This window comes from Tsukamurella spumae (assembly GCF_012396015.1).
Lineage (GTDB): Bacteria > Actinomycetota > Actinomycetes > Mycobacteriales > Mycobacteriaceae > Tsukamurella > Tsukamurella spumae.
Map to the genome: position 1 here is coordinate 152,334 of NZ_JAAXOQ010000004.1, position 21,593 is coordinate 173,926.

Here is a 21,593-nt window from a genome sequence, read left to right on the forward strand (position 1 = left end):
CCGTTCCTAGTTCTTCACGGTCTGGTTCGTCAGCGCCCGGATCGGGCCCTGACGCCACCAACCGGACCGTGTCTGCGTGCCGATCGTGAGGGCGGCCGCGGGGGCGTTTTCGGCGATGGGCGTGTACTTCTGCAGGTCACCCCAGTCGCGGGCCAGGTCCCCGGACATGTAGGTGGGCAGCGTGGTCGTGCTCAGGAGGGTGTCGGGCACCGTCAGCAGGCCTCCGGCCTCGCGCGCCTGCCACGTCGACGATGTCGACAGCGCGTCCTTGCGCGTCGGCAGGATGCGCCACTTCGGGAGCTCGTACACGCCGTTGCGAATCGCCATCGGGCGCTGGCACGGGAACTGCTGGCCCACGAGCAGATCCAACAGGACCGGGTCGGTGCTGCCGACAACCTCCTGGAGTGTGCGCAGCCGCGGCACCCGCGGCGGCGTCACGGCCACCCAGTCCTGCGCGCCGAGGTTCGGGTCGCGAACGTGGATGCGGACGACGTTCGCGGTGGCCGGGATGGCCTCCATCGGGAATCGCAGGTTGCGCCAGGGCTTGTTCGGCCCGGGATCGATCGGATCCAGCGATCCGCGCGCGCCGAGCGAACCGTCGGGACGGCGCTCCGCCCACTCCAGATTCACCGGCTGACCGTACTCCTTCTTGCCGGTCGGGCCGACCGAGGCGATCGAGCCCGACGCCGCGAACGTGATCAGCGGCCGGTCGGTGGAGCGGGACGGGAGCGTGTACCAGTCGCTGAACAGCTCAGCGGGCACGGTGTTCTGGCCGTACGAGCCGACCACCGGTGTACGCGCGGGGTCGAGGCCGTAGGGCAGGGCGGCCGTGCTGCCGTTGATGGTCTTGGGGCCCTGGCCGCCACCGGTCCCGGCCGTCGCCGCGGTCGAGGTGAAGGGCTGCGTGATCGGCGAGGCCATGTTGATCTGGCCCGGCGCGGAGCTGATCGGGAGCGGCTTGAGTTCGTTCGCGACACCGTCGGGAGTGAAGCCGTGCGATCCCTCCCCGACCAGTGCCTGTGCGGCCGGACGGCCGTCGGCGGAGGTCAGCATGTCGGCGTTGGGATCGGTCTCCACCAGGACCTTGTTCGCCATGCCGCAGCTGTCGCCGCGCAGCGCATCGAGATTGCCCTTCGCGACGGTGTAGGTCGACGGGTTGGAGACCATCGCCTTGGCGAAGATCGCGCCCTCGCCGATCACGAGCATGCCCAGCACGACGACCAGCGGCAGCGAGGCCAGCTGCAGGCGTCGGCGGCCGCGCACGGCCTGGTCGTGGTCGGCGCGGGTGTGGGTGGTGAGGTCGGCGTCCTCGAGCGCGGCATCGTCGACGGTGCCGTCCTCGACCAGGCCACCCTCGCCGCGCCGGCGGAAGTCCATCCGGAAGTGCTGCCAGGCGGCCAGGGCTCCGGTCAGGCCCGCGAGCACCAGGAGCGCCCCGCTGAAGCTGATCCCGGCCAGCACCGGCTGGCGGTCGAACCAGGGCACGCCCCACAGATACGGCCATGCCCACAGGTTGTACCCGGCGAAGGCGGCGGCGAGCGCGAAGATCATGCCGCAGAGGAAGAAGGTGAAGTTCCGGACGGAGGTGCGCGCGGCCTCGACCACGGCCACCGTCGTCACCGCGGCGAGCGCGGCGGCGAGCCCGGAGTACACCCCGAAGTGCACCGTCCACTTGGTGGGCGTGAGCGACAACAGCGCCGCGCCGATGAACGCCGCGCCGACGAGGCGCCACACGGGGCCCGGCGCGATGCGCGGGATCCGCCGGCCGCGCAGCATCATGAACAGCGCGACGAACAGGCACATGACGAAGAGGTAGACCGGGACGCGGCGGACCAGCGAGCCGTCGTTGGTGTTCACCGTGAGGAAGAAGAAGCGCAGGTACTCCTGCGTCCACGGCGCCGCCGGGCCGACCTCGAGGCGGATCCGGATGGCCTCGGCCACCGATGCGAGGGACTGATCCCGGAAGGCGATCGGCACGATCACCGCGCCCGCCGCAAGGATCGGCAGGACCAGCGCCGCGAGACCGGCCTCGCGGCGCCGCGCGACCAGGACCCGCAGCACCGCGGCCGACGAGGCCAGCAGCAGCGCCGCGGCGATGACGCCCTGCGGCGCGAGGCCCAGCGTGAGACCTGTGGCCAGGGCCGCGATCGCGGCCGGCAGCGCGCGGTGGGTCGCGACGGCCCGCTCCACGGCGGCCCAGGTGACGATCGTGCCGAGCACGATGATCGGCTCCGAGCGCAGGCCCGAGGCGAGTGGGAACCAGAACGCCAGCAGCATCGCGGCGGCGGCCCAGACGGCGAGCGGGTAGCGCCGGATCGCCGGGCCGAGGCGGGGCAGCAGGACCCGGCTGAGCAGCAGCCAGACGACGACGCCCGCGGCCAGCATCGGCAGCCGCATCCACAGCGCGTTCGCCGAGACCGAGGCCCAGTGCGACAAGAAGGTGTAATACCAGTCGAAGGGCGCCTCGGGGGCGCCGAAGAAGCGGTAGTAGTTGGCCGTGTAGCCGGCCTCGGGCGCCACCTTGCCCATGGACAGGATGTAGCCGTCGTCCGAGCTCCCGGCACCCAGGAAGGTCCACAGCACGAGGCCGCCGATCACCGCCACGTCGACCGGGCGGGGCCGGACGATCTGCCGCAGCGTGCGGTGCGGGGTCCGGCGGTGGTAGCCGAAGCGCCGGTCCAGCAGCCACAGCGCGACCAGGGAGGCGAGCACGCACAGCAGGCCGATCGTCATCGCGACGGCCTTGAGGGGCGCGGGATGCAGCTCGAAGCGGGTGTCGATCTCGGCGTGCAGCCGCAGGCCGGGGCCGGCCGCCGCGACGTCCGCCGGAGTCAGCGTGGTGAACACGCCGCCCATCACGGGGCGGTTCTCCGTGGCGATCGTGCCCGCGATGTCGGTGCCCTCGAACCGCGCTCCGACGTTCGTGGTGTTCGACCACACCCGCAGCTGTGAGCAGGTGCGTGCGCGGTCGATCGGCGCGGTGGTGATGACGGTGTTGCGGGAGGAGACGGTCACCGCCTGCCCGGGACCGGGCGCGCCGACGGTGACGGCCAGGCCGAGGTTGCGCGCCGGGCCGGTGCCGACGGGCAGCGTCGAGAACACGGTGCCGCCGGACTGCGCGGCGTGGGCGAGGACCGAGCACGGCACCGTCGCCGTGAGGTCCGCGGGGGACTGGGAGACGAGGGAGGCGGTCGTGTTCGCGCTCTGCGCGTTCGGCTGCACCTGCGGCCAGTCCAGCGAGGCGGTGGTCTGCTGGACGGGCAGGAGCGGGGTCAGCAGGCACAGCAGCAGGCCGACCGCGCCGGCGACGACCGCGGCGATGCGGGCGACGGCGACGCCGCGCGGAGCATCGCCGGCGGCGGGCCGCTGCGCGGGCTCCGACTCGGAGCGGGACGTAGGCACGGACACGGGTGCTCATGCTATTCGAGTCGCCTGTGAGAACCGATTCGCCCGCCGGTGTTCGTCCGATCGCTTACCGGATTCTCAGTCGGTGCGATGCCGCAGGTCAGGAATCGCGGTCAGGAATCCGTCTTGTCCTTGCGGATCGGCGCCTCGGTGTGCGTCCCCCAGACGGTGCGGGTGCCCAGCGTCAGGTCCGCCGCGCGGGCCGGCGAGTACGGCACGAGCCGCATCACGTCGCCGAAGTCCTGTCCCAGGTCCCCCCGGAGGTAGGCGGGGATCTTCTCCTGCTGGAGCAGCATCTGCGTCCAGCCGAGCGGGCCGCCGCCGAGCGTGCCCTCCCATTCCGTGGTCACCGGTGAGAGGTTCTGGTCCGGGGTGATCCGCCATTGCGGCACCTCGGCGACCCCGTTGCGGTGCGCGAACGGGCGTTGGCACCCGAACGCCAGCCCCGATGTCCAGTCCAGCAGTACGGGCTCGGTGGAGCCGATCAGCCGCTGCGCGGTGACGAGCTTGGACACCCGGGGCGGCGTCACCGCCAGCCAGTGGTCGATGGCCAGGTCGTCGTCGACGGCGACCACCCGGATCGCCGTGACATCCGCCGGCAGGTCGGTCCGCGGGAGCCGCAGGTTCCGCCAGGCGGGCTTGGGCCCGATGTCGATGAAGGCCTTCTTGCCCGCGACCTTCGGATCCGTGCCGGCGGCGGTGCGGTCGGTCGTGTACTCGAGGTAGAGCTCGTCGTCGGTGAACCGGCCGGCCGCGGACAGGGTGATCAGCGACTGGTCCGCAGCGGCGGCCGGCAGCGGGTACCACTTCGAGACGATCTTCGCCGGCGCCTGCGCCTCCTGCGAGTACGAGCCCAGGACGGGGGTCCGTGCCGGGTCGAGGCCGTAGGGCAACCGCATGTGCGAGCCGTTGATCCCGGCTGTTGCCGTGCGGCCCGAGGTGGTGTCCTGGGGCAGTCGCGCCATCGCGTCGAGCGAGGTGCTCGAATCGTCGGTGTTCGAGCTGGTGGTGGCGTTGATGATGGGGGGCACCCCGTCGGGTGAGACACCGGTGGTGCCGGGCCCGGCCAGTCCGTCCCGCGTGTTCCCGTCCAGCGGGAGCAGCAGGCCCGACGTGGGGTCCGGCTCGGTGAGCACGAAGTCGGCGAGGTTGCACTCCTTGCCCGCGAGGGTCTGCAGGTTCGCCTTGCCGTTGGAGAAGGACGAGAACTGCGTGAGCGTCGTCGTCGCCACCATCGAGCCGATGCACAGCACGACGACCGCACCCGCTGCCCAGGTCAGCGGCGACTGCCGACCGGCGACGCCGATGACGCGTCGCACGGGGCCGGGCACCGGCGCGGGCTGTGGCTCGTGGAAGTGGATCCAGCCCGCGGCCAGCACGGACACACCGCACGCCGCGAAGAAGATCCCGCCCAGCGCGAGCACCGTCGACTCGCCCCAGGGGACGCCGTAGTTGCTGGCGTACCACCAGCCGTTCGGGCCGCTGAAGGACAGCCCCAGGACCAGGAACACCCCGGCCGCGGTGAGCGCGCGGTTGCGGGGGCTGCGCATCGCCGTGGGCGCGATGGCGACCGCGGTCAGGGCCGCCAGTGCGCCCGCGAGCCCGGCGAACGCGCCGAACTGGTGCGTCCACTTGGTCGGGGTGAACATCAGCAGCAGCAGGCCGCCGAAGGTGACGGCGAGGAGGCGTCGACCGGGGCCGAGGCTCGCGCCCGGAATGCGGCCCTTGCGCAGCAGCACCGCGCCCGCGAGCAGCAGGCACAGGACGGTCACGAGGACCGCGAACCGTCGGGCGACGCCGCCGTCGGCCGTGAACGTGAACAGGGCGGAGTACCGGTCGATCTCGTTGTACCACTTCTTGGTGTCGACGACGGTGCCCACATCGGACTGCATGAGGGTCTTGGCCACGAAGGCCGAGGCGGTGAGCTTGGAGAAGATGATCGGCACCAGCAGGACGCCCCCCGCCAGCACGGGCGCCACGTACGCCGCGATGACGAGGCGCCGGTCGAGCGGGCCGCTGCGGACCCGAGCGAGGATGCGCCGACCCACCGGCCGGACCCCGGCGAGCAGCGCCGCGACCGTCATGATGCCCGTCGGACCGGCGGCGACCGTCCAGCCCGCGATGATCGCGGCGGCGGCGAAGGGCAGCACCCGGCCCGTGGCGATCGCCCGTTCGACCGAGCACCAGGTCAGCAGCGCGCCCAGCGCGATGACGGGCTCCGGGCGTAGGCCGTTGTTGAAGGCGAACCAGTACACCAGGAAGACGCCGCCGGCGGCCCACAGGGCGAACCGTGACCGGGTCGCCCGGCCGAGGCGCGGGACGACCTCCCGGCTGATGATCAACCAGGTCGCGATTCCGCAGAGCAGTGCGGGCAGCCGGACCCAGGGGCTCGCGGTGGAGAAGTGCGCGAGCCACGCGAAGGCCTGGTAGTACCAGCCGAACGGGGTCTCGGGCGCGCCGTACCAGCGGTAGTAGTTGGCCGTGTAGCCCGCCTCGCTCGCCGTCCGGGCCATCGTCAGGATGTAGCCGTCGTCGGACGTGTTCGCCCCGATCACGTGCCAGGTCACGAGCAGGGCGATGACGGTGCTGTCCAGCCTGCTGGGCCGCCACCAGCCGTCCGGGAGGACCCGACGGTGCCGCCGGCCGTCCGCCGCGACGTCCAGCCGGTGCAGCGCGACCAGGCTCGCCAGGATCAGCGCGACGGCGAGCACGATCACCACCCAGCGGGCGGGGGCGGGCACCGTCGAGTAGCGGGTGTCGATGTCCGCGTGGAACTGAATTCTCGTGGCGTCGGCGACCGTGCCGTGCAGGCTCGTGAACACGCCGACCGTCTGCGGGCGGTAGTCGAAGCCGTTCTCCTTGCTGCCCTGGAGTGGCTGCCCGTCGGGGCCTGCGATGCCCGTGACCTCGGCCTTGACCTGCTTCGCGTCACCGGTGAAGACGATCGCGCCGCAGTTCGGCGCGGCGAGCGCCGCCACGTCGACGGTCAGCAAGGGGGTGTTTCGGACCACGACCTCGAGCAGGCGACGCTGGTCCGGCAGCGCGTTGACCGCGATCGAAAGGCCCCGTCGGAGGGTGTCCGGCGAGTCGACCGGGCCTGTCGCGACCAGGGTCCCGGTACCGCCGGGCAGCTCGGCAACGGCCGTGCAGGGCACCGAGACGGTGATCCGATCGGGGACGTAGGAGACGAGCGGCGCCGTCACCGGGTCCAGGGAGCCGCCCTGCGGCCAGTCCAGGGCCGCGGTGGCCTGCTGGACCGGCATGAACGGCGTGAGCAGTGCGAACAGCACGCCGAGGACGCCGGTGATTGCGGCGGTCCGGGCGCTCGTGCGGGCCGCTCGGGCCGTGGCGGACGGTTCGGGCACTCCGCGAGTCTAGACGCCCGCGACCTCCCGGATTTCCCGGTGACGGATCACTACCGACCGCTTGGTGTACAACGAACCGGCGAACCGACGTATCGTTTCCGGCATGAGGGGATCCGACCGACCGACGAGAGCAGTGCGCTCCGTCGTACGTGCGGTCACCCCGTCGTCCGGTTCGGGACCGGTCAGCATCACCGAGGTGGTCGCCGCATACGCCGACTACCTGGGACGGCGGATCGATGTGCAGCGGATGACGATGCCGGTCGGGGTGTTCGGAATGTGGCTGCGGTCGGACGAGCGCGACCTGCTGGTCGTCTCCACGGGCGTCGCGACCTTCGAGCAGACCTTGGCCCATGAACTCGGGCATCTGGTGCTGGGGCACGAAGCGGGGTGCTCCGCCGATCCGGACAGCGGCCGGGCCGCGAAGCGCGAGGAGGAGGCGGAGTCCTTCGCGACACTGCTGGTGCGCCGCGTCAACGCCGGACACACGCTCACCCGTGTCGACTCCGTGGTCGACGAGCTGCTCGGATGATCGCAACGCTCGTCGCGCCGATCCTCTGGCTCGGCGCGGTGGAGAGGTTCAGCAGGTGGCAGACGAACCGGAATCCTCCCGCCGGCGGCGCCCTCCTGACCGCGATCGCGCTGGCCGTGATGGTCACCGTCGACACGCCCGTCGTCCGGGACTGGCTGATCGACAGCGGCCTGCGCGAGCTCGAGGTGGTCACGATCCAGCGGATGCTGCTGCTCGTGGCCTGTTTCGGTGCGCTCGTGTTCGCGTTCGCGCTCGACGGGGTGCTCACTCGCGCCAGGATCACGGCGTGGGCCCTGACGATCGTCGTCGTGGGAGTGATCATCGGTGCGGGGAGCGCGCTGGGCCGATTGGGGGACCCGACGGGGCTCGGCTTCGGCCGGGAGTTCGGCCTCGCGGTCGAGACGGCCCTCGTCTATACGTGCCTGGGCGTGACCTCGCTGATCGTGGCGGCGGCATCGTGGCGGGTGTCCAAGCGGACCCGGGTCCATCGGGTCCAGCTGCGCATCCTGGCGTTGGGCGGCGTGATCCTGGCGGTGGTCGCGGTCGCGAACGTGATCGCGGGCGGATTCCTCCTGCAACGGCTCCAGGTGGGCGTGTGGGTACTGCGGCTCAACCGGCTCCTGCTCGACGCTGGTTTCGCGAGCTGGACGCTGGTGCTGATGGCGTCGTGGCTCGCGTCGATGCTCATCGCCGCCCGGGAGTGGTTGCGGTTCCGTTCGGCCTACGAGCAGGTCACCGAGCTGTTCCCGGACCTGGAGGCGGTGGTGCGCCCCGGCGGCGGATGGGTCGAGACGGCCGAGGCGCGGGCGGTCGTCGTGCTCGACGGCTGGGCGATGCTCGCGAGCCCGGGCGCGGGCCTGCTCGGGGACGAGGCCCCGTCCGAACGGGCCGCCGCGGTGGCCCGTTGGCTGGACCGGACGGCGCCCTACGGTTCGGTGCACGCGGTCGATCTCGAGCCACCGTCGGGCTGGCGGACGGCGCGCTGGACGGCCGCAGTGACGAAAAGGGCCCAGCACACCCCGTCGCCCCTGTTGGAGCGGGTGCGCTGAGCCCCGAGTAGGAACGGCCTAGCCGGCCGCGCCGTCCTCCGCTTCGAGCTCGGCGAGGAGCCCGGCGAGCGCCGCACGACGGTCCGCCGACAGCTTGGTCGAGCGACGCGCCATCTCGAGCATCCCCGACTCGCGGAGCTCCCGCGTCAGTTCGAGGTCGGCGAGGATCTCGCGCTCGTACAGCGGGTCGGAGAAGTACTCGGCGCGCACCCCGAAGGTCTGCGCGATCGACGCCACCATGTCGTACGCGGGGCGCGAGCTCCGGCCCGAGCGCAGCTGCGACAGGTACGGCACGGACAGCTTGCCGCCGCCCTCCTCGACCATCCTGCAGAACTCCGAGGAGGTGTAGGGCCCTCGGTCTGCGGGATGTACGACCTCGAAAAGTCGGTTCAACTTGGCCGCGAACGTAGTCATCAGGCCCTCCCTTCCAGATTGCGAATACATCGAACATTACATGATCCGCGGGTCAGATGCGTACGTCGCGGGACAACGATCGCAATCTGTAACTGCTCTGGTCAGCCGACGACGAGGCGGAGTCGAACGCGCGCCGGGCTCAGGCGGGAGCGGCGACGCGGGCGCGCAGACCGTCCACGATGAGGTCGACGCCGCCGGCGAAGGCGCGGTCGGTCGCGGTCCGGTCCAGCTCACCCGCGGCGGCGCCAGCGAGGGCCATGGCCTCGCGGGTCTGCTCCTCGAAGGTGAAGCCGACGACGAAATGGGTCAGCGCCAGCGCGACGGCGTTCGCATCCGCCGCTCCGGCGCCCGCGGCGACCGCGATCTCGGCGATCTGCGACTGCAGGTTGCTGGTGCCCAGCTGTGAGGCCAGCGATGCGGAGACCACCTCGGCGCCGTCGCGGTGCTTGCGCAGGACGGACCGCAGGGCGTGCGCGTACCCGGTCAGCTGACGGTCCCACCGCATCCGCGACTTGGAGGCCGCGGCGGCCAGCGACGGGTCGGCGAGGATGGTGTCGGCGATACCGGCGAGGAGCGACTGCTTGTTGGGGATGTGCCAGTACAGCGCGCCCGGCGCGACGCCCAGATCGGCCGCCACGCGCCGCATCGTCAGGTCCGGCAGTCCGGACCGGTCGAGAACGCCGATCGCGGAGGTCAGCACGTCCGAGCGGTTGATGGCCACGGACTTGACTCTAGCCGAGCACCCCGATACTTCTTGAACCGTGTTCAACGCCGCCACCTATCGCGCCACGCCGCGCGACCTCGCCCTGATCGCCGTGTTCACCGCCCTCACCGCGGTGCTCGCGCTCCCCACCGTGACGATCAGCGGCATCGCGCCCATCACCCTGCAGACGCTGGGGTTCATGCTCGCGGCCTCGATCCTCGGATTCCCGTGGGGCGGCGCATCGGTGGCGCTGTACGTGCTGCTCATCGTGGTGGGCCTGCCCATCGGTGCCGGCGGTCGAGGCGGCCTCGCCGTGCTCACCGGGCCGACCGGCGGCTTCCTGCTCGGCGGCATCGTCGGGGCCCTGGTGACGGGGTGGCTCGTCGACAAGTGGGGCCGCACCAACCCCTTCCTGGTCGGCCTCGCGAACATCATCGGGCTCATGGTGACGTCTACGCCATCGGCCTGCCCTGGCTCGGCTGGCGCACTGACTCGGGTCTGTTCGCCAAGCTCACGCTCGGCTTCCAGTTCGTGCCGGGCGACCTGATCAAGGTCGTCATCACCGCGCTGGTCGTGGTTACCGTGGCGCGGGCCTACCCCGCGATCGCGAAGCGGGCGCCCGGCCCGCGATGATCCGCCTCGACGACGTCCACCACGCCTTCGACGACCGGCCGGTACTCCGAGGCATCACGGCGGTGCTCTCGGAGCGGCGGATCGGCATCATCGGCGCCAACGGCTCCGGCAAGTCGACGCTGGCCCGCACCTTCAACGGCCTCGTCGTTCCCGACCGCGGCACCGTCGAGACCCTGGGCCTGGACGTCCGCGCGAAGCGGTCCGAGGTGCGCCGGAAGGTGGGCTTCATGTTCGCCGATGCGTCCGCGCAGATCGTCATGCCCACACCCGCCGAGGACGTCGCCCTGTCCTTGCGCCCGCCGGGTCGCTCCCGGCGCGGCGGTCCCGACGGTGCCGAGGTCTCCCGTCGCGTCGCGGAGATCCTCGGCGAGTTCGGCCTCGCGGACCATCTCGACGCGCCGGCGCAGCTGCTCAGCTCCGGCCAGAAGCAGATGCTCGCCTTCGCGTCGGTGCTGGTCACCGAGCCGGAGATCCTCGTCTGCGATGAGCCCACGACCTTGCTCGACCTGCGCAACGTGCTCAAGGTCAGGGACCGGCTGGCCGCACTGGAGCAGCAGGTGATCCTCCTGACGCATCACCTGGACATGCTCGAGGACTTCGACCGCGTGCTCGTCATGGACGACGGTGCCGTGGTCCACGATGCGGCCCCCGCCGACGCGATCGCCTTCTACCGCGAGCTGGCGGCGCGCTGATGCTGGGCCGCTACGTCCCGCGCGACTCGCCGCTGCACCGGACTCCGGCCGCGGCGAAGCTGCTCGCGATGCTGGCGCTCGTGACCTTTTTGGCGATCCTCCCGCGTCCGGTACCGCTGGCGGTCTCCGCGGTGGTTGTGGCCGCCCTCTTCCCGGTCGCGCGGCTGCGGCCCGTGCACCTGTGGCGGGCCCTGCGCCCCGCGCTGCTCTTCGCGGTGGTCCTCACCGTCTTCTATCTGGTCAGCCAGGGGGTCTCCGACGGTGCCCGGGCCGCGATCGGCCCCGTCGGTCAGCTCGTGGTGGGCGTCCTGGCGGGCAACCTGCTCGTCTTCACCACCCGCGCGAGCGACCTCGCGGCGCTCGCCGGACGGTTCCTCGGCTGGCGCGTGGAACTCCTCGTCGCGCTGACGATCCGCTCCATCCCGACGGTGATCGTCGTTGTCCGGCAGACCCGCGAGGCCGCCTGGGCGCGCGGGCAACGAGCCTCCCTCGTCCGGGTCCTCCCGACGGTGCTGGTCCGCCTGATCCGCGATGCGGATCTGCTCGGCGAGGCCCTCGTCGCCCGCGGGATCTGACGCGGCAGTGTCCGGCGCACCGGGTGGTGGGAGCTGAAATGTGCGCCAGAGCGGCGCGGTCGTTTCACGACCTGCAGTGATGTAGATCCTGCGCCGCTGGGGCGCACATTTCAGCGGGTGCGCCGCCTACTTCGCCAGGTACTCGCCGAGCTGCTTGACGATGAGGTTCGCGCCGGTCGGGCCGAGGCCCAGGTACCAGACATCGTCGTCCACGCGGAAGGCCTTGCCCTTCTGCACGCCGCTCAGCTGCGCCCAGCCCGGATTGGCGAGTGCGGCACTCTCGCCGGTGTTCTCGGGCTTGCCGTAGCTGGAGTAGAAGATGTAGTCGCCGTCCGCCTGGGAGATGTTCTCCAGCGAGATCTCGGTGGACAGCTCGTCGACGCCCTGCTTGCCCGCGCGCGGCAGGCCCGCGTCCTGCAGGATTACGCCGATCAGCGACTTGTTGCCGTAGAGGCGCAGCCGGTTCGGCATGAAGCGGACGAGGGAGATGGTCGGCTTGGCGCCGGTGAACCGGGCGCTGAGCGCCCTGGCGTTGTCGGCGTAGGAGTTCAACGCGTCCTTCGCCTTCTGCTCCTCGCCGACGGCCGCGCCGATGAGGCGGAAGTTCTCCTTCCACGGGAAGCCCGGGCGGATGGAGAAGACGGTCGGCGCGATCGCGGAGAGCTTGTCGTACTGCTTGTCGACGCGCAGCTGGCTGCCCAGGATCAGGTCGGGCTTGAGCTTGGCGATGGCCTCGAGGTCGAGCGTGGTGTTCTTGCCGACGGTCTGGACGCCCTGCACCTTGTCGGCGAGGTAGGTCGGGATGGGGCTGGCGCCATCGGTGGTCACCATGCCGACGGGCTTGAGGCCCAGCGAGACCACGGAGTCGAGCTCGCCGCTGTCGAGCACGACGATGCGCTCGGGTTTGCGCGGGATCTCCGTGACGCCGCGCGCGTGCTTGATCGTGCGGGGGAACACGCCGGGCGCGGCGTCGGTGCCGAGCTTGGCGGTCTCCGCGTCGGCCGTGCCGAACCGCTCGCCGCCGGTCGCGACCTCGGTGTTCCCCGAGCTCTTGGGGTCGACGTTCTGGTTCGAGCAGGAACTGATGCCGACGGTGGCGGCCAGCAGGACGACCGCGGGCGCGAGCCGCCGGGCGAGGGATCGTGTCTTCACCCGCGAAATCCTATCCGACTATTTAGGTGAGGCATAGCAAAGTCGCTCGGGTGGCCGCCGAGCCCGAGCTCAGGTCAGCGAGGCGATGGTGCGGTCGGTCGTCGCGGGGGAGAACAGGTCGACGACGGGGAGCAGCGCACGCAGTGCGGCGGGGGAGACTTCGACGGGCTGGTGAGTCACCGCCCGGACGAGCCAGCGTCCGGCCTCGTCGGCTTCGAGGGCAGAGGCGCCGGAGTACTCGGCCGTCGGGGCGATCATCTCGGTGCGGACCAACGGGAAGTACACGTTGGTCGCGTGCACGCCCGGGTGCGGTCGCTCGGCGTTCAGGCTGCGCCCGAAGATCGACAGTGCACTCTTGGACGCCCCGTAGGCGGAGAACTTGGGAAAGGTGTTGGCGAGCAGGCCCCAGGTGCACACGTTGACGATCTGACCGCGGCCCCGCTCGATCATCCCCGGCAGCACGCCGAGCGAGAGCTGCACGGCCGCGAAGTAATTCAGGTTCATCGTGCGCTGGTAGTCGTGGAACCGCTCGGTGGAATCGGCGATGGTCCGCCGGATCGAGTGGCCGGCGTTGTTGATGAGCACGTCCACCTCGCCGAGGTTGGTGAGCAGCCCGTCGATCGAGTCGGAGTCCGTCAGGTCGCACAGGCGGTACTCGCCGCCGGTCAGCGCTGTGAGCTCCTCGAGCTCCTGCTCCCGCCGCGCCACCGCGATTACGTGGGCGCCGCGCTCGGCCAGCTGCAGCGCCGCCTCACGCCCGATGCCCGACGATGCCCCGGTCACCACGATCCGCAGGCCGCGGACCGTCCGGCCCGGGCCGGACAGGACGTTGTCGAGCGGCTCGGGCAGCAGGCTCCGGCGCTGCATCAGGTCACGCAGAGAGAACGACATCGGTCACTTCCTCACGATCACGACGAACGGGCCCGTCTCGGTGACGGCGAATCTCGGGTCCTCGAACAGCTTCTCGGGGAACACGACGGTGTACCGGCGCACGTTCGGGTCGTTCGGGTACACGTCCTCGGCCAGGCGCAGCGACAGGCCGTCGGCGGACCGTCGGAACACGAACGCGGTCGGGGCGCGCCACGGCGTGGCGTCGAGCGCCCCGATCAGCTCGTCCGGCGTCTGCAGTTTCGCCCACGACTCGATCACCGCCGACCGGGCGCTGAAGTGCGCCAGCGGGTTCGCGTAGTTCGACGTGAGGTTCTGGAAGCCCCAGTACGGGTAGATCGCGAGGAAACCGTAGTCGGCGGTGAGCACCACGGTGTCGGTCCGGGACTTTCCGGTCGCGGCCAGGATCGCGGCGTCGACGTCCCGGTACGACGATTCCGCGCCCGCGGGCCGACGGTCGCCGCGGTGCCCGTCGCCGTCGGTGTCGGAGTAGGCGACGGCGATCTCCCCGGCCAGCTGCGCGGGGATCGTCTGCGCCACACCGACAGCGGCGAGCGCCCCGAGCACGATACCGGCCTGGCGGTAGCGGGGGTAGCCCTCGCCGAGCGAGCCGACCAGCGAGACCGCGCCGAGCGCGCCCGCGGCGGCGAGCAGGATGTGCAGCACGGGCTCGGTGCGGAAGCCGAGCAGCGTGGTCCCGGCGGGGGCCGCGACCATCGACAGCAGTGCCCAGAGGTACACCCCGGCGACCGCGAGGCCGAGGGCCTGGGCGCGCAGGCAGGTCCGGGCGCGCACCAGGATCCAGACGATGCCGATCAGCGCGAGCGCGCCGAGCAGCGAGAAGTGCAGCATGGGGAAGGGCAGCACGGAGCCCTGCTCGGGCAGGTAGTGGAAGGCAGAGCCCTTGGGGTCGGTGCCGTCGCGGAGGGCGCGCACCAGGAACGGGCCGTAGGCGGGCGTGCCGATGACGATGGCGATCACGCCCATCGCGGCGACGCGCACCGGGTAGCGCCAGGCGAACCGGCGCTCGCGGACCCAGGCGGCGATCAGCGCGACCACGCCCATCAGCACGATGACGAAGGCCGCGACCCCCAGATAGAGCGTGTAGAACCAGACCGCCACGCCGAGGTACACGCCGACCAGCACGATCGCGCCGCGATGGCCGCGCAGGATCGCGTACCAGGCGATGATCAGCACGGGTGGGAGCACGATCGCGACCGCCGCGCCGTAGGGCTCGGCGGATCCGTAGAGCAGCATCGCGACCGTGGTCGCCAGCGTCGCGGCGACCGCGCGGGCGGGGCTCCACACGGCCAGCCAGAGCGCGAGCGCGATCGCCGCGGCCACCGCGAGCGAGATGATCGCCCAGGGCTGATACGCCTCCCAGCCGTCCATCCCGAACACCCGCGCGAATCGCCCACCGAGCCAGAACCAGCCGGGCGAATACAGCGGGGGCATGTCCGCGTAGGTCATGTCCGCGAGCCGTGGTGAGCTCGTGAGGCGCGTGAGGTATTCGGTGCGGAACTGCTGGTCGACGGAGATGCCGCCGAGGTACAGCTTCGTGCCGCCGAGCGGCAGCGCCAGGGTGAGCGTGACGAATCCCGCGACCGTCGCGAAGGAGACCAGCCGGGCGAGCCGGGCGGGCCACCGTCGGGCGTGGGACAGGACCAGCGCGCAGGCGGCGAGCACCGCGATCGCGGCGACCTGCCCGACGGTGGCGAACGCCCGCGTGACGTTCGAGCTGCTGTAGGCGGGCCAGTCGACCGAACGGATGGCGAGCCATCCGATGACGCCGACCGCCGCCGCGAGGATCACGGCGGCGGCGAGGTCGAGGGCCAGGTCCCGGGCTCTGGTGGGGGCCTCGGGAAGGTCGACGGTGCGCGGTTCTGTCACGCGGTCAGACTAGATGGGATGGTTCGACGACGGCCATGTCCGTCCTAGATCGGCAGCTTGCGGAAGATCGGCTGCGGGATGTTCTTGAGGCCGAAGCTCACGAAGCCCCACGGCGCGGGTGCGTAGATGAGCGACTTGCCGGCGATCGCGGCGTCGACGGCGAGGCGGCCGATGACGTCCTTGTCGATGGTCAGCGGGGCCTCCTTGACGTGCGCGGAGAACTTGGTGCGCACCATGCCCGGGCGGACGACCAGCACGGAGCCGCCGAAGGGCTCGAGGGCCTGACCCAGGTTGAGGTAGAAGCCGTCGAAGCCGGCCTTGGAGGAGCCGTAGACGAAGTTGCTGCGGCGCGGGCGCAGGCCGGCGACGGAGCTCATCGCGATGATCTGGCCGTGGCCCTGCTCCTTGATCTTCTGGCCCAGGAGCACGCCGACGGACACGGCGCCGGTGTAGTTGACCTGCGCCAGCAGGACGGCCTTGCGCTGGTTCTGCCACAGCTCCTCGGCGTCGAAGTCGAGGGCGAAGGCGACGATCGCGACGTCGATGTCGCCGCCCGCGAAGGCGGCGTCGATGGTCTTGGCGTGACCGTCGAAGTCGGTGGCGTCGAAGTCGACGACCTCGACCGAGGTGGCCCCCGCGGCCTCCACCTGGGCGACGGCCTGCTCGCGCAGCGGGTCGTTCGGCAGCGCGGCGAGCACGACGCGGATCGGGCCCTTGGCGAGGTACTCCTCGACGATGGACAGGCCGATCTCGGAGGTGCCGCCGAGCAGCAGGATGGACTGGGGGACGCCGACGGCGTTCTTCATGCGGTGGGTTTCCTTGCGGTCGTGAGGCTCAGACGAGTTCGAGGCGGCGGCCCATGTCGGACATGAACACGCCGGTGGGGTCGATCTTGCGACGGGTGGCGATCCACTCGTCGACCCGCGGGTACATGGCGTGGAACATCGCCGCGGTGGTGCGTGAATCCTTCGCGGTGTACAGACGCCCACCCATGGCGAAGACGCGCTTGTCGAGCTCGGTGACGAACTCGTGCAGGCCCTTCTTGATGGGGAAGTCCAGGCACACGTTCCAGCCGCGCATCGGGAAGCTCAGCGGCGCGTCGTTCCCGTCGCCGAACAGCTTGATGACGTTGAGGAAGCTCACGTGGCCGGAGGCCTGGATATCGCGGATGATCGCCTTGAACTCGTCCTCGTTGCCCGGCGGCACCACGAACTGGTACTGGATGAAGCCCTTCGGGCCGTAGGCGCGGTTCCACTCACCGAACAGGTCGAGCGGGTGGTAGAACTGCGTCAGGTTGGCGATCTTGCCCTGGTAGGTGCTGCCCGTGGCGCGGTAGTACACCTCGCTGAGCAGGGCGAAGTCGAACTTGTTCGCTAGGCCGTGGGGGAAGACATCGGGCAGGGTGACGAGCTGCGGCGCGTTGAACTTCAGCGGTTCCTTGGCCAGCTTGTCCGGCAGGTCCTCGAGCTTCGCGAGGCTGCCCTTGGAGAAGGTGCCGCGGCCGAGCTTCTTCTTGGAGATGGAGTCGAACCAGCCGGACGAGAAATCGGCGCCGTCCTCCCACCCGTTCAGGTGCAGGTCGACGGTCTCGTCGAGTGACCCCGTCACACAGCCGTCGGCCTTGAAGTAGGCCGTCTCGGTGCGCTGCATGTGCAGCTTGGCGCGCAGGACGATGCCGGTGAGGCCGATGCCGCCGACGGTGGCCCAGAAGAGCTCGCCCTTGGGGTCGTCCGGCGTGCCCTTCGGCGCGAGCGTCAGGATGCGGCCATCGGCCACCAGCAGCGTGATCTCGGCGACCTGATTGCCGAAGCTGCCGGTCGAGTGGTGGCTCTTGCCGTGGATGTCGTGCGCGATGGCGCCGCCGACGGTGACCTGCCGTGTGCCGGGGAGCACGGGCACCCACAGTCCGAAGGGCAGGGCCGCCTTCATCAGGGTGTCGAGGTCGACGCCGGCGTCCACGTCCGCGATGGCCTTCTCGGCATCGATGTCGTGGATGGCGCTCAGCGGCGTCATGTCGATCGTCAGGCCCCCGGAGTTCTGCGCCGACTCGTTGTACGAGCGGCCCAGGCCGCGCGCGATGACGCCGCGGCGCAGGTAGGCGGGCTTGTCGGCCTCGGCGTCGGCCACGACGGCGACGGCCTTGGCGATCTGGTCCACGTCGGGGGTGGACAGCACGTGCCCCTCGATCGGGGTGGTGCGCGACCACCCCATCAGCTTGCGCGTCGAGATGGGCAGGTAGGGAAGAGTTGTCTCGGACATCGCAGGCCAGAATACCGCGCCCAAGCTGAGTCGACGCTGAGCTTTCCGGCCGCTGTGACCTCGTTCCCGTCACATTCAGGAGCCCGCGGGCCGCCCGGGCTCGGTGTTCACGGACAGGCGGGGCTTGTCGGCCGACGGTGCGCCGGGCTCGCGCAGGTGCTCCCACATCGCGTCCACGAGGGGTTGCAGGAACAGCGTGCCGAGCTGTCGCACCATCATGGCGATGACCTGGTCCGACTCGGGGCGGTCGGTGGATGCGAGGTGGGCCGCGCGCAGCCGCACGACCTCGCTGCGGCCCAATTCGGTGAGCCGGATCAGGAGCCGCGAGCCCGCCGGGTCGAGGAAGGAGCGCCGCAGGTAGTCCACGACGGCGGGATGCCCGGCCAGCATCTCGCGGACGGCCGCGTCGCGCGCGGCGGCGACCTCGGCGGGCGGGCCCGCGTCCGGCACGCTCGCGATCGCCCGGGCGTGGTACTCGACGATCTGCTCCTCGACCGCGCCGCGCAACCCGTCCTTCGTCGTGAAGTGGTGTTGCACGAGGCCGACCGTGACCCCGGCGCGCGCGGCGACGGCGCGCAGCGAGACGGCGCTCGGTCCGTGTGCGGCGAACAGCTCGAGCGCGGCGTTGCGGATCCGTGCCTTCGCGGTCAGGTCGTCGTTCGACGCGGGGAGGCCGGTCGCTGGTGTCCCTTCCACCTGCGTGATCCTAGCGGCCGGGGCCTTGCGCTGTACATACGCATCGTGGACTATACGAATGTATTGTCCGACCGTGCGCTGAAGAGAAGAGACCACCCATGACCGCACTGTTCCCCGACTACCGCCCCGCGTGGGAGACCCCCGAGCACACGGAACTGCGCAAGCACGCCGCCGAGTTCTTCCGCCGCGAGGCCACGCCGAATCAGGAGCGGTGGGCCGAGCAGCACCAGGTGGACCGCGAGTTCTGGAACAAGGCGGGCGCCGCGGGGTTGCTCTGCACCGAGTTGCCCGAGTCCCTGGGCGGAGCGGGCGGCGATTTCGGGCACGACACCGTCGTGCTGGAGGAACTGATCTTCTCGGGCGACGGTGCGTTCGGCTACGGCGTGCACTCGACCATCTGCGCGCACTACATCGACGACTGCGGCACCGAGGAGCAGAAAGCACGCTGGCTGCCGAAGGCCGCCTCGGGCGAGGCCGTGCTGGCAGTGGCGATGACCGAGCCCGGCACCGGCTCGGACCTGCAGGCCGTGCGCACCACCGCGGTCCGCGAGGGGGACGAGTACGTGATCAACGGCTCGAAGACCTTCATCTCCAACGGCAGTCACTGCGATCTGCTGATCATCGTGGCGAAGACCGATCCGAGCGAGGGCGCGAAGGGGATCTCCCTCATCGTGGCGGAGACGAAGGATCTGCCCGGCTTCGAGCGCGGGCGCGTGCTCAAGAAGATCGGGCAGCACGGGCAGGACACCCGCGAACTCTCCTTCACCGACATGCGCGTTCCCGTGGACAACCTGCTCGGCGGCGTCGAGGGCCAGGGCTTCTACCAGCTGATGCGCCAGCTCCCCCGCGAGCGGCTGAGCATTGCCGTCGGTGGCGTCGACGCGGCGGAGAAGGCGGTGGTCGAGGCGATCGCGTACACCAAGGAGCGCAAGGCCTTCGGCCGTGCGATCGCGGACTTCCAGAACACCAAGTACGTGCTCGCCGACGCCAAGACCCAGGTCTTCGCCGGCCGGACGCTCATCGACCACTGCATCGGCCGCGCCATCGACGGCACCCTGGACGCCGCGACCGCGTCGATGGCCAAGCTCTGGGCGACCGACATGCAGTGCCGCGTCATCGACAACGTGCTCCAGCTCTTCGGCGGCTACGGCTACATGATGGAGTACCCCATCGCTCAGCTGTACGCGGGCGCGCGCGTCCAGAAGATCTACGGCGGCACCAACGAGATCATGAAGGAGCTGATCGCCCGCAGCCTCTAGAGGCCGCCGCGGATCCGTTGCAGCGCACGGTGTTGGCGCAGCCGCACCGTCGACGGGGTGATCCGCAACTGCGCCGCGGTCTCGCCGACGGTGCGCCGCTGCACGACGCGCAGGTGCAGCACGCGGTACAGCTCGGGCGGCAGCGCCGCCCGGATCCGCGCGTCGTGCGCCCCGTGTCCCACGCGGATTCACGCTAGGCACTACGCGCCTGCGGACACATCCCCCGTTCGGACGATGTCCGCACGGCGGAAGTGACTACTCGACGGTGACGGACTTCGCCAGGTTGCGGGGCCGGTCGATGTTGAGGCCCAGGCTCAGTGCCGCGTAGTAGGCCAGCAGCTGGGTGGGGATCATCAGCAGGATCGGGTCCAGCTCGGGCTCGTTCTTCGGCACGGTGAGTGTCACCTTGGCCTCGGGCAGCTCGACGCCCGGGTTGGTGATGGCCACGATGTCGCCGCCGCGGGCCGCGATCTCGTGCAGCGCACCGATGTTGCGGTCGAGCAGCTCGTCGTCCGGCACGATCGCGACGGTCGGCATCTCCGTGCTGATCAGCGCGAGGGGGCCGTGCTTGAGCTCCGAGGCCTGGTAGGCCTCGGCGTGCCGGTAGCTGATCTCCTTGAACTTCTGCGCGCCCTCGCGGGCCGTCGGGTAGCCGCGGACGCGCCCGATGAAGAAGAGGCTGGGCGCCTCCGCGAGCAGCTTCGCCGCCTCCTCGACGTCCCCGGGGTTCTCGATGATCTCGCCGATCTGGGCCGGGAGGGCCTTGAGGCCTTTGACGATCCGCGTACCGTCGGTGATCGAGAGATCGCGGACGCGGCCCAGGGCGAGTGCGAGCAGGGCGAAGCCGACGGCCATGTGGGTGTTGGCCTTGGTGGAGGCGACGGAGACCTCGGGTCCGGCGTGCAGGTAGATGCCACCGGAGACCTCGCGCGCGATGGTCGAGCCGACCACGTTGACCAGGCCCACGATGGTGCCGCCCTTGCGCTTGACCTCCTGCACCGCGAAGGCGGTGTCGGCGGTCTCGCCGGACTGGCTCACCGCGACGTACAGGGTGTCGGGCTCGACGATGGGGTTGCGGTAGCGGAACTCGCTGGCGGGCTCGGCATCCGCGGGGATGCGCGCGAGCTCCTCGATGAGCGAGGCGCCCAGCTGGCCCATGTAGTAGGCGCTGCCGCAGCCGAGGATCTTGACGCGCTTGAACCGGCGCATGGCCTGCGCGTCCAGGTTCAGGCCGTCGAGCCGGGCGGTGGCGAACCGCTCGTCGAGCCGGCCGGAGAGCATCCGCTCGAGCGAGGAGGGCTGTTCGGCGATCTCCTTGAGCATGAAGTGGCTGTGGTTGCCCAACTCCAGGTCGTCGGGCGAGATGTCCACGGTGGTAGCGGACTTCGCGACGGCGCGGTTGTCGTCGGCGTTGAACATGCGGAAGCTGGAGGCGGTGACGGTGGCGCATTCGCCGTCGTCGAGGTGCACCACCTGACTGGTGTGCCGCACCACGGCCGAGATGTCGGAGGCGACGAACATCTCCTTGTCGCCCACGCCGATGATCAGCGGGGAGCCGTTGCGGGCCACGACGATCCGGTCGGGGTGCTCGGTGTCGATCACTGCCAGTGCGTAGGTGCCGCTGAGCCGGGCCAGGGTCTGCCGGACGGCGTCCTCGAGATTATCGGCGCCGCTCCGGGCGATGAGGTGCGCGACCGCCTCGGTGTCGGTGTCGGAGGTCAGTTCCACCCCGTCGGCCTCGAGTTCGATGCGCAGGTCCCGGGCGTTGTCGATGATGCCGTTGTGCACCACGAAGATCCGCTCGGTGGTGTCGGCGTGCGGGTGGGCATTGGCCTCCGACGGGGCGCCGTGCGTGGCCCACCGGGTGTGACCGATGCCGGTCTTGCCGGCGAGTCGCTTCGGCAGCGCCGCCTCGAGGTCGCGGACGCGACCGAGGCTGCGCACCCGCTTGACGCCGGACGGTCCGAGGACGGCGATCCCCGCCGAGTCGTATCCGCGGTACTCGAGCTGGGTGAGCCCGTCGACGAGGATGTCCACGGCCGTCTGGCCACCGATGTATCCGACGATTCCGCACATGCTGAGGT

19 protein-coding genes are annotated in these 21,593 nt (G+C 70.6%); 7 read left to right on the forward strand and 12 right to left on the reverse strand.

Annotation, left to right across the window (positions count from 1 at the left end; genetic code table 11):
• Window positions 1–6: 6 nt before the first annotated feature.
• Window positions 7–3,408 (reverse strand): arabinosyltransferase domain-containing protein, encoded by a 3,402-nt coding sequence (locus tag HF999_RS04715; protein WP_168544744.1) that lies wholly within the window; start codon window positions 3,406–3,408, stop codon window positions 7–9.
• Between the two features lie 110 nt (window positions 3,409–3,518).
• Entirely contained in the window at window positions 3,519–6,770 is a 3,252-nt protein-coding gene (locus HF999_RS04720) for an arabinosyltransferase domain-containing protein (RefSeq protein ID WP_168544745.1), read from the reverse strand.
• A gap of 103 nt (window positions 6,771–6,873) precedes the next feature.
• On the opposite strand from HF999_RS04720, the gene HF999_RS04725 reads away from it, so the two are divergent.
• Both HF999_RS04725 and HF999_RS04730 read left to right on the forward strand, forming a co-directional pair.
• A complete protein-coding gene (locus tag HF999_RS04725) occupies window positions 6,874–7,299 on the forward strand; it encodes an ImmA/IrrE family metallo-endopeptidase (protein WP_168544746.1) in 426 nt (141 codons plus the stop codon).
• A complete protein-coding gene (locus HF999_RS04730) occupies window positions 7,296–8,348 on the forward strand; it encodes a hypothetical protein (protein ID WP_168544747.1) in 1,053 nt (350 codons plus the stop codon). Before HF999_RS04725 ends, HF999_RS04730 begins: the two co-directional genes overlap by 4 nt.
• An 18-nt stretch (window positions 8,349–8,366) precedes the next feature.
• Here HF999_RS04730 and HF999_RS04735 read toward each other — a convergent pair whose 3' ends face one another.
• Both HF999_RS04735 and HF999_RS04740 read right to left on the reverse strand, forming a co-directional pair.
• Window positions 8,367–8,762: a transcriptional regulator gene (locus HF999_RS04735; protein ID WP_168544748.1), complete on the reverse strand. Its 396-nt coding sequence runs from the start codon at window positions 8,760–8,762 to the stop codon at window positions 8,367–8,369.
• Between the two features lie 139 nt (window positions 8,763–8,901).
• Window positions 8,902–9,483 carry a TetR/AcrR family transcriptional regulator C-terminal domain-containing protein gene (locus HF999_RS04740; protein ID WP_168544749.1) on the reverse strand — a complete coding sequence of 194 codons (582 nt, stop codon included), beginning with the start codon at window positions 9,481–9,483 and terminating at the stop codon, window positions 8,902–8,904.
• A 40-nt stretch (window positions 9,484–9,523) separates the two neighbouring features.
• Here HF999_RS04740 and HF999_RS04745 point away from each other — a divergent pair, with 40 nt between their 5' ends.
• From HF999_RS04745 to HF999_RS04755, 4 genes are read left to right on the forward strand one after another with little or no spacing between them, the layout of a single operon-like run.
• Window positions 9,524–10,012, forward strand: coding sequence for a biotin transporter BioY (locus HF999_RS04745; protein ID WP_210733456.1), 489 nt, complete (start codon window positions 9,524–9,526; stop codon window positions 10,010–10,012).
• On the forward strand, window positions 9,964–10,098 hold the full coding sequence (locus HF999_RS23245; protein ID WP_512700779.1) for a hypothetical protein: 135 nt from the start codon (window positions 9,964–9,966) through the stop codon (window positions 10,096–10,098). Before HF999_RS04745 ends, HF999_RS23245 begins: the two co-directional genes overlap by 49 nt.
• A complete protein-coding gene (locus HF999_RS04750) occupies window positions 10,095–10,790 on the forward strand; it encodes an energy-coupling factor ABC transporter ATP-binding protein (RefSeq protein ID WP_168544750.1) in 696 nt (231 codons plus the stop codon). Before HF999_RS23245 ends, HF999_RS04750 begins: the two co-directional genes overlap by 4 nt.
• On the forward strand, window positions 10,790–11,365 hold the full coding sequence (locus HF999_RS04755; protein ID WP_168544751.1) for a CbiQ family ECF transporter T component: 576 nt from the start codon (window positions 10,790–10,792) through the stop codon (window positions 11,363–11,365). Before HF999_RS04750 ends, HF999_RS04755 begins: the two co-directional genes overlap by 1 nt.
• A gap of 126 nt (window positions 11,366–11,491) precedes the next feature.
• Here HF999_RS04755 and HF999_RS04760 read toward each other — a convergent pair whose 3' ends face one another.
• From HF999_RS04760 to HF999_RS04785, 6 genes are all read right to left on the reverse strand, one after another.
• On the reverse strand, window positions 11,492–12,526 hold the full coding sequence (locus tag HF999_RS04760; protein WP_376766475.1) for an ABC transporter substrate-binding protein: 1,035 nt from the start codon (window positions 12,524–12,526) through the stop codon (window positions 11,492–11,494).
• Window positions 12,527–12,586: 60 nt separating this feature from the next.
• Window positions 12,587–13,408 (reverse strand): SDR family NAD(P)-dependent oxidoreductase, encoded by an 822-nt coding sequence (locus HF999_RS04765; RefSeq protein ID WP_168544753.1) that lies wholly within the window; start codon window positions 13,406–13,408, stop codon window positions 12,587–12,589.
• A 3-nt stretch (window positions 13,409–13,411) separates the two neighbouring features.
• The gene (locus HF999_RS04770) at window positions 13,412–15,295 is read right to left on the reverse strand and encodes an arabinofuranosyltransferase (protein WP_168544754.1); all 1,884 of its coding nucleotides are present in this window, start codon (window positions 15,293–15,295) and stop codon (window positions 13,412–13,414) included.
• A 44-nt stretch (window positions 15,296–15,339) separates the two neighbouring features.
• On the reverse strand, window positions 15,340–16,101 hold the full coding sequence (gene dprE2, locus HF999_RS04775; protein ID WP_168544755.1) for a decaprenylphospho-beta-D-erythro-pentofuranosid-2-ulose 2-reductase: 762 nt from the start codon (window positions 16,099–16,101) through the stop codon (window positions 15,340–15,342).
• A gap of 28 nt (window positions 16,102–16,129) precedes the next feature.
• A complete protein-coding gene (gene dprE1 / locus HF999_RS04780) occupies window positions 16,130–17,554 on the reverse strand; it encodes a decaprenylphosphoryl-beta-D-ribose oxidase (RefSeq protein ID WP_168544756.1) in 1,425 nt (474 codons plus the stop codon).
• Between the two features lie 75 nt (window positions 17,555–17,629).
• Complete coding sequence (locus HF999_RS04785) at window positions 17,630–18,250, reverse strand: TetR/AcrR family transcriptional regulator (RefSeq protein ID WP_168544757.1); 621 nt, start codon at window positions 18,248–18,250, stop codon at window positions 17,630–17,632.
• A 98-nt stretch (window positions 18,251–18,348) separates the two neighbouring features.
• On the opposite strand from HF999_RS04785, the gene HF999_RS04790 reads away from it, so the two are divergent.
• Window positions 18,349–19,509 carry an acyl-CoA dehydrogenase family protein gene (locus tag HF999_RS04790; protein WP_168544758.1) on the forward strand — a complete coding sequence of 387 codons (1,161 nt, stop codon included), beginning with the start codon at window positions 18,349–18,351 and terminating at the stop codon, window positions 19,507–19,509.
• Here the strand turns inward: HF999_RS04790 and HF999_RS04795 are convergent.
• Window positions 19,506–19,691, reverse strand: a complete 186-nt coding sequence (locus tag HF999_RS04795; RefSeq protein ID WP_312854015.1) for a sigma factor-like helix-turn-helix DNA-binding protein — start codon at window positions 19,689–19,691, stop codon at window positions 19,506–19,508. The two genes, HF999_RS04790 and HF999_RS04795, sit on opposite strands and share 4 nt — an antisense overlap.
• Before the next feature lie 73 nt (window positions 19,692–19,764).
• Entirely contained in the window at window positions 19,765–21,585 is a 1,821-nt protein-coding gene (gene glmS / locus HF999_RS04800; RefSeq protein WP_168544759.1) for a glutamine--fructose-6-phosphate transaminase (isomerizing), read from the reverse strand.
• Between the last annotated feature and the right edge of the window lie 8 nt (window positions 21,586–21,593).

Bases quoted from the DNA above. Each gene is read 5' to 3' on its own strand.
- HF999_RS04790 (WP_168544758.1), top strand. From the start codon at position 18,349: ATGACCGCACTGTTCCCCGACTACCGCCCCGCGTGGGAGACCCCCGAG.
- HF999_RS04730 (WP_168544747.1), top strand. From the start codon at position 7,296: ATGATCGCAACGCTCGTCGCGCCGATCCTCTGGCTCGGCGCGGTGGAG.
- HF999_RS04725 (WP_168544746.1), top strand. From the start codon at position 6,874: ATGAGGGGATCCGACCGACCGACGAGAGCAGTGCGCTCCGTCGTACGT.
- HF999_RS04765 (WP_168544753.1), bottom strand. From the start codon at position 13,408: ATGTCGTTCTCTCTGCGTGACCTGATGCAGCGCCGGAGCCTGCTGCCC.
- dprE1 (WP_168544756.1), bottom strand. From the start codon at position 17,554: ATGTCCGAGACAACTCTTCCCTACCTGCCCATCTCGACGCGCAAGCTG.
- HF999_RS04755 (WP_168544751.1), top strand. From the start codon at position 10,790: ATGCTGGGCCGCTACGTCCCGCGCGACTCGCCGCTGCACCGGACTCCG.
- HF999_RS04735 (WP_168544748.1), bottom strand. From the start codon at position 8,762: ATGACTACGTTCGCGGCCAAGTTGAACCGACTTTTCGAGGTCGTACAT.
- dprE2 (WP_168544755.1), bottom strand. From the start codon at position 16,101: ATGAAGAACGCCGTCGGCGTCCCCCAGTCCATCCTGCTGCTCGGCGGC.
- glmS (WP_168544759.1), bottom strand. From the start codon at position 21,585: ATGTGCGGAATCGTCGGATACATCGGTGGCCAGACGGCCGTGGACATC.
- HF999_RS04750 (WP_168544750.1), top strand. From the start codon at position 10,095: ATGATCCGCCTCGACGACGTCCACCACGCCTTCGACGACCGGCCGGTA.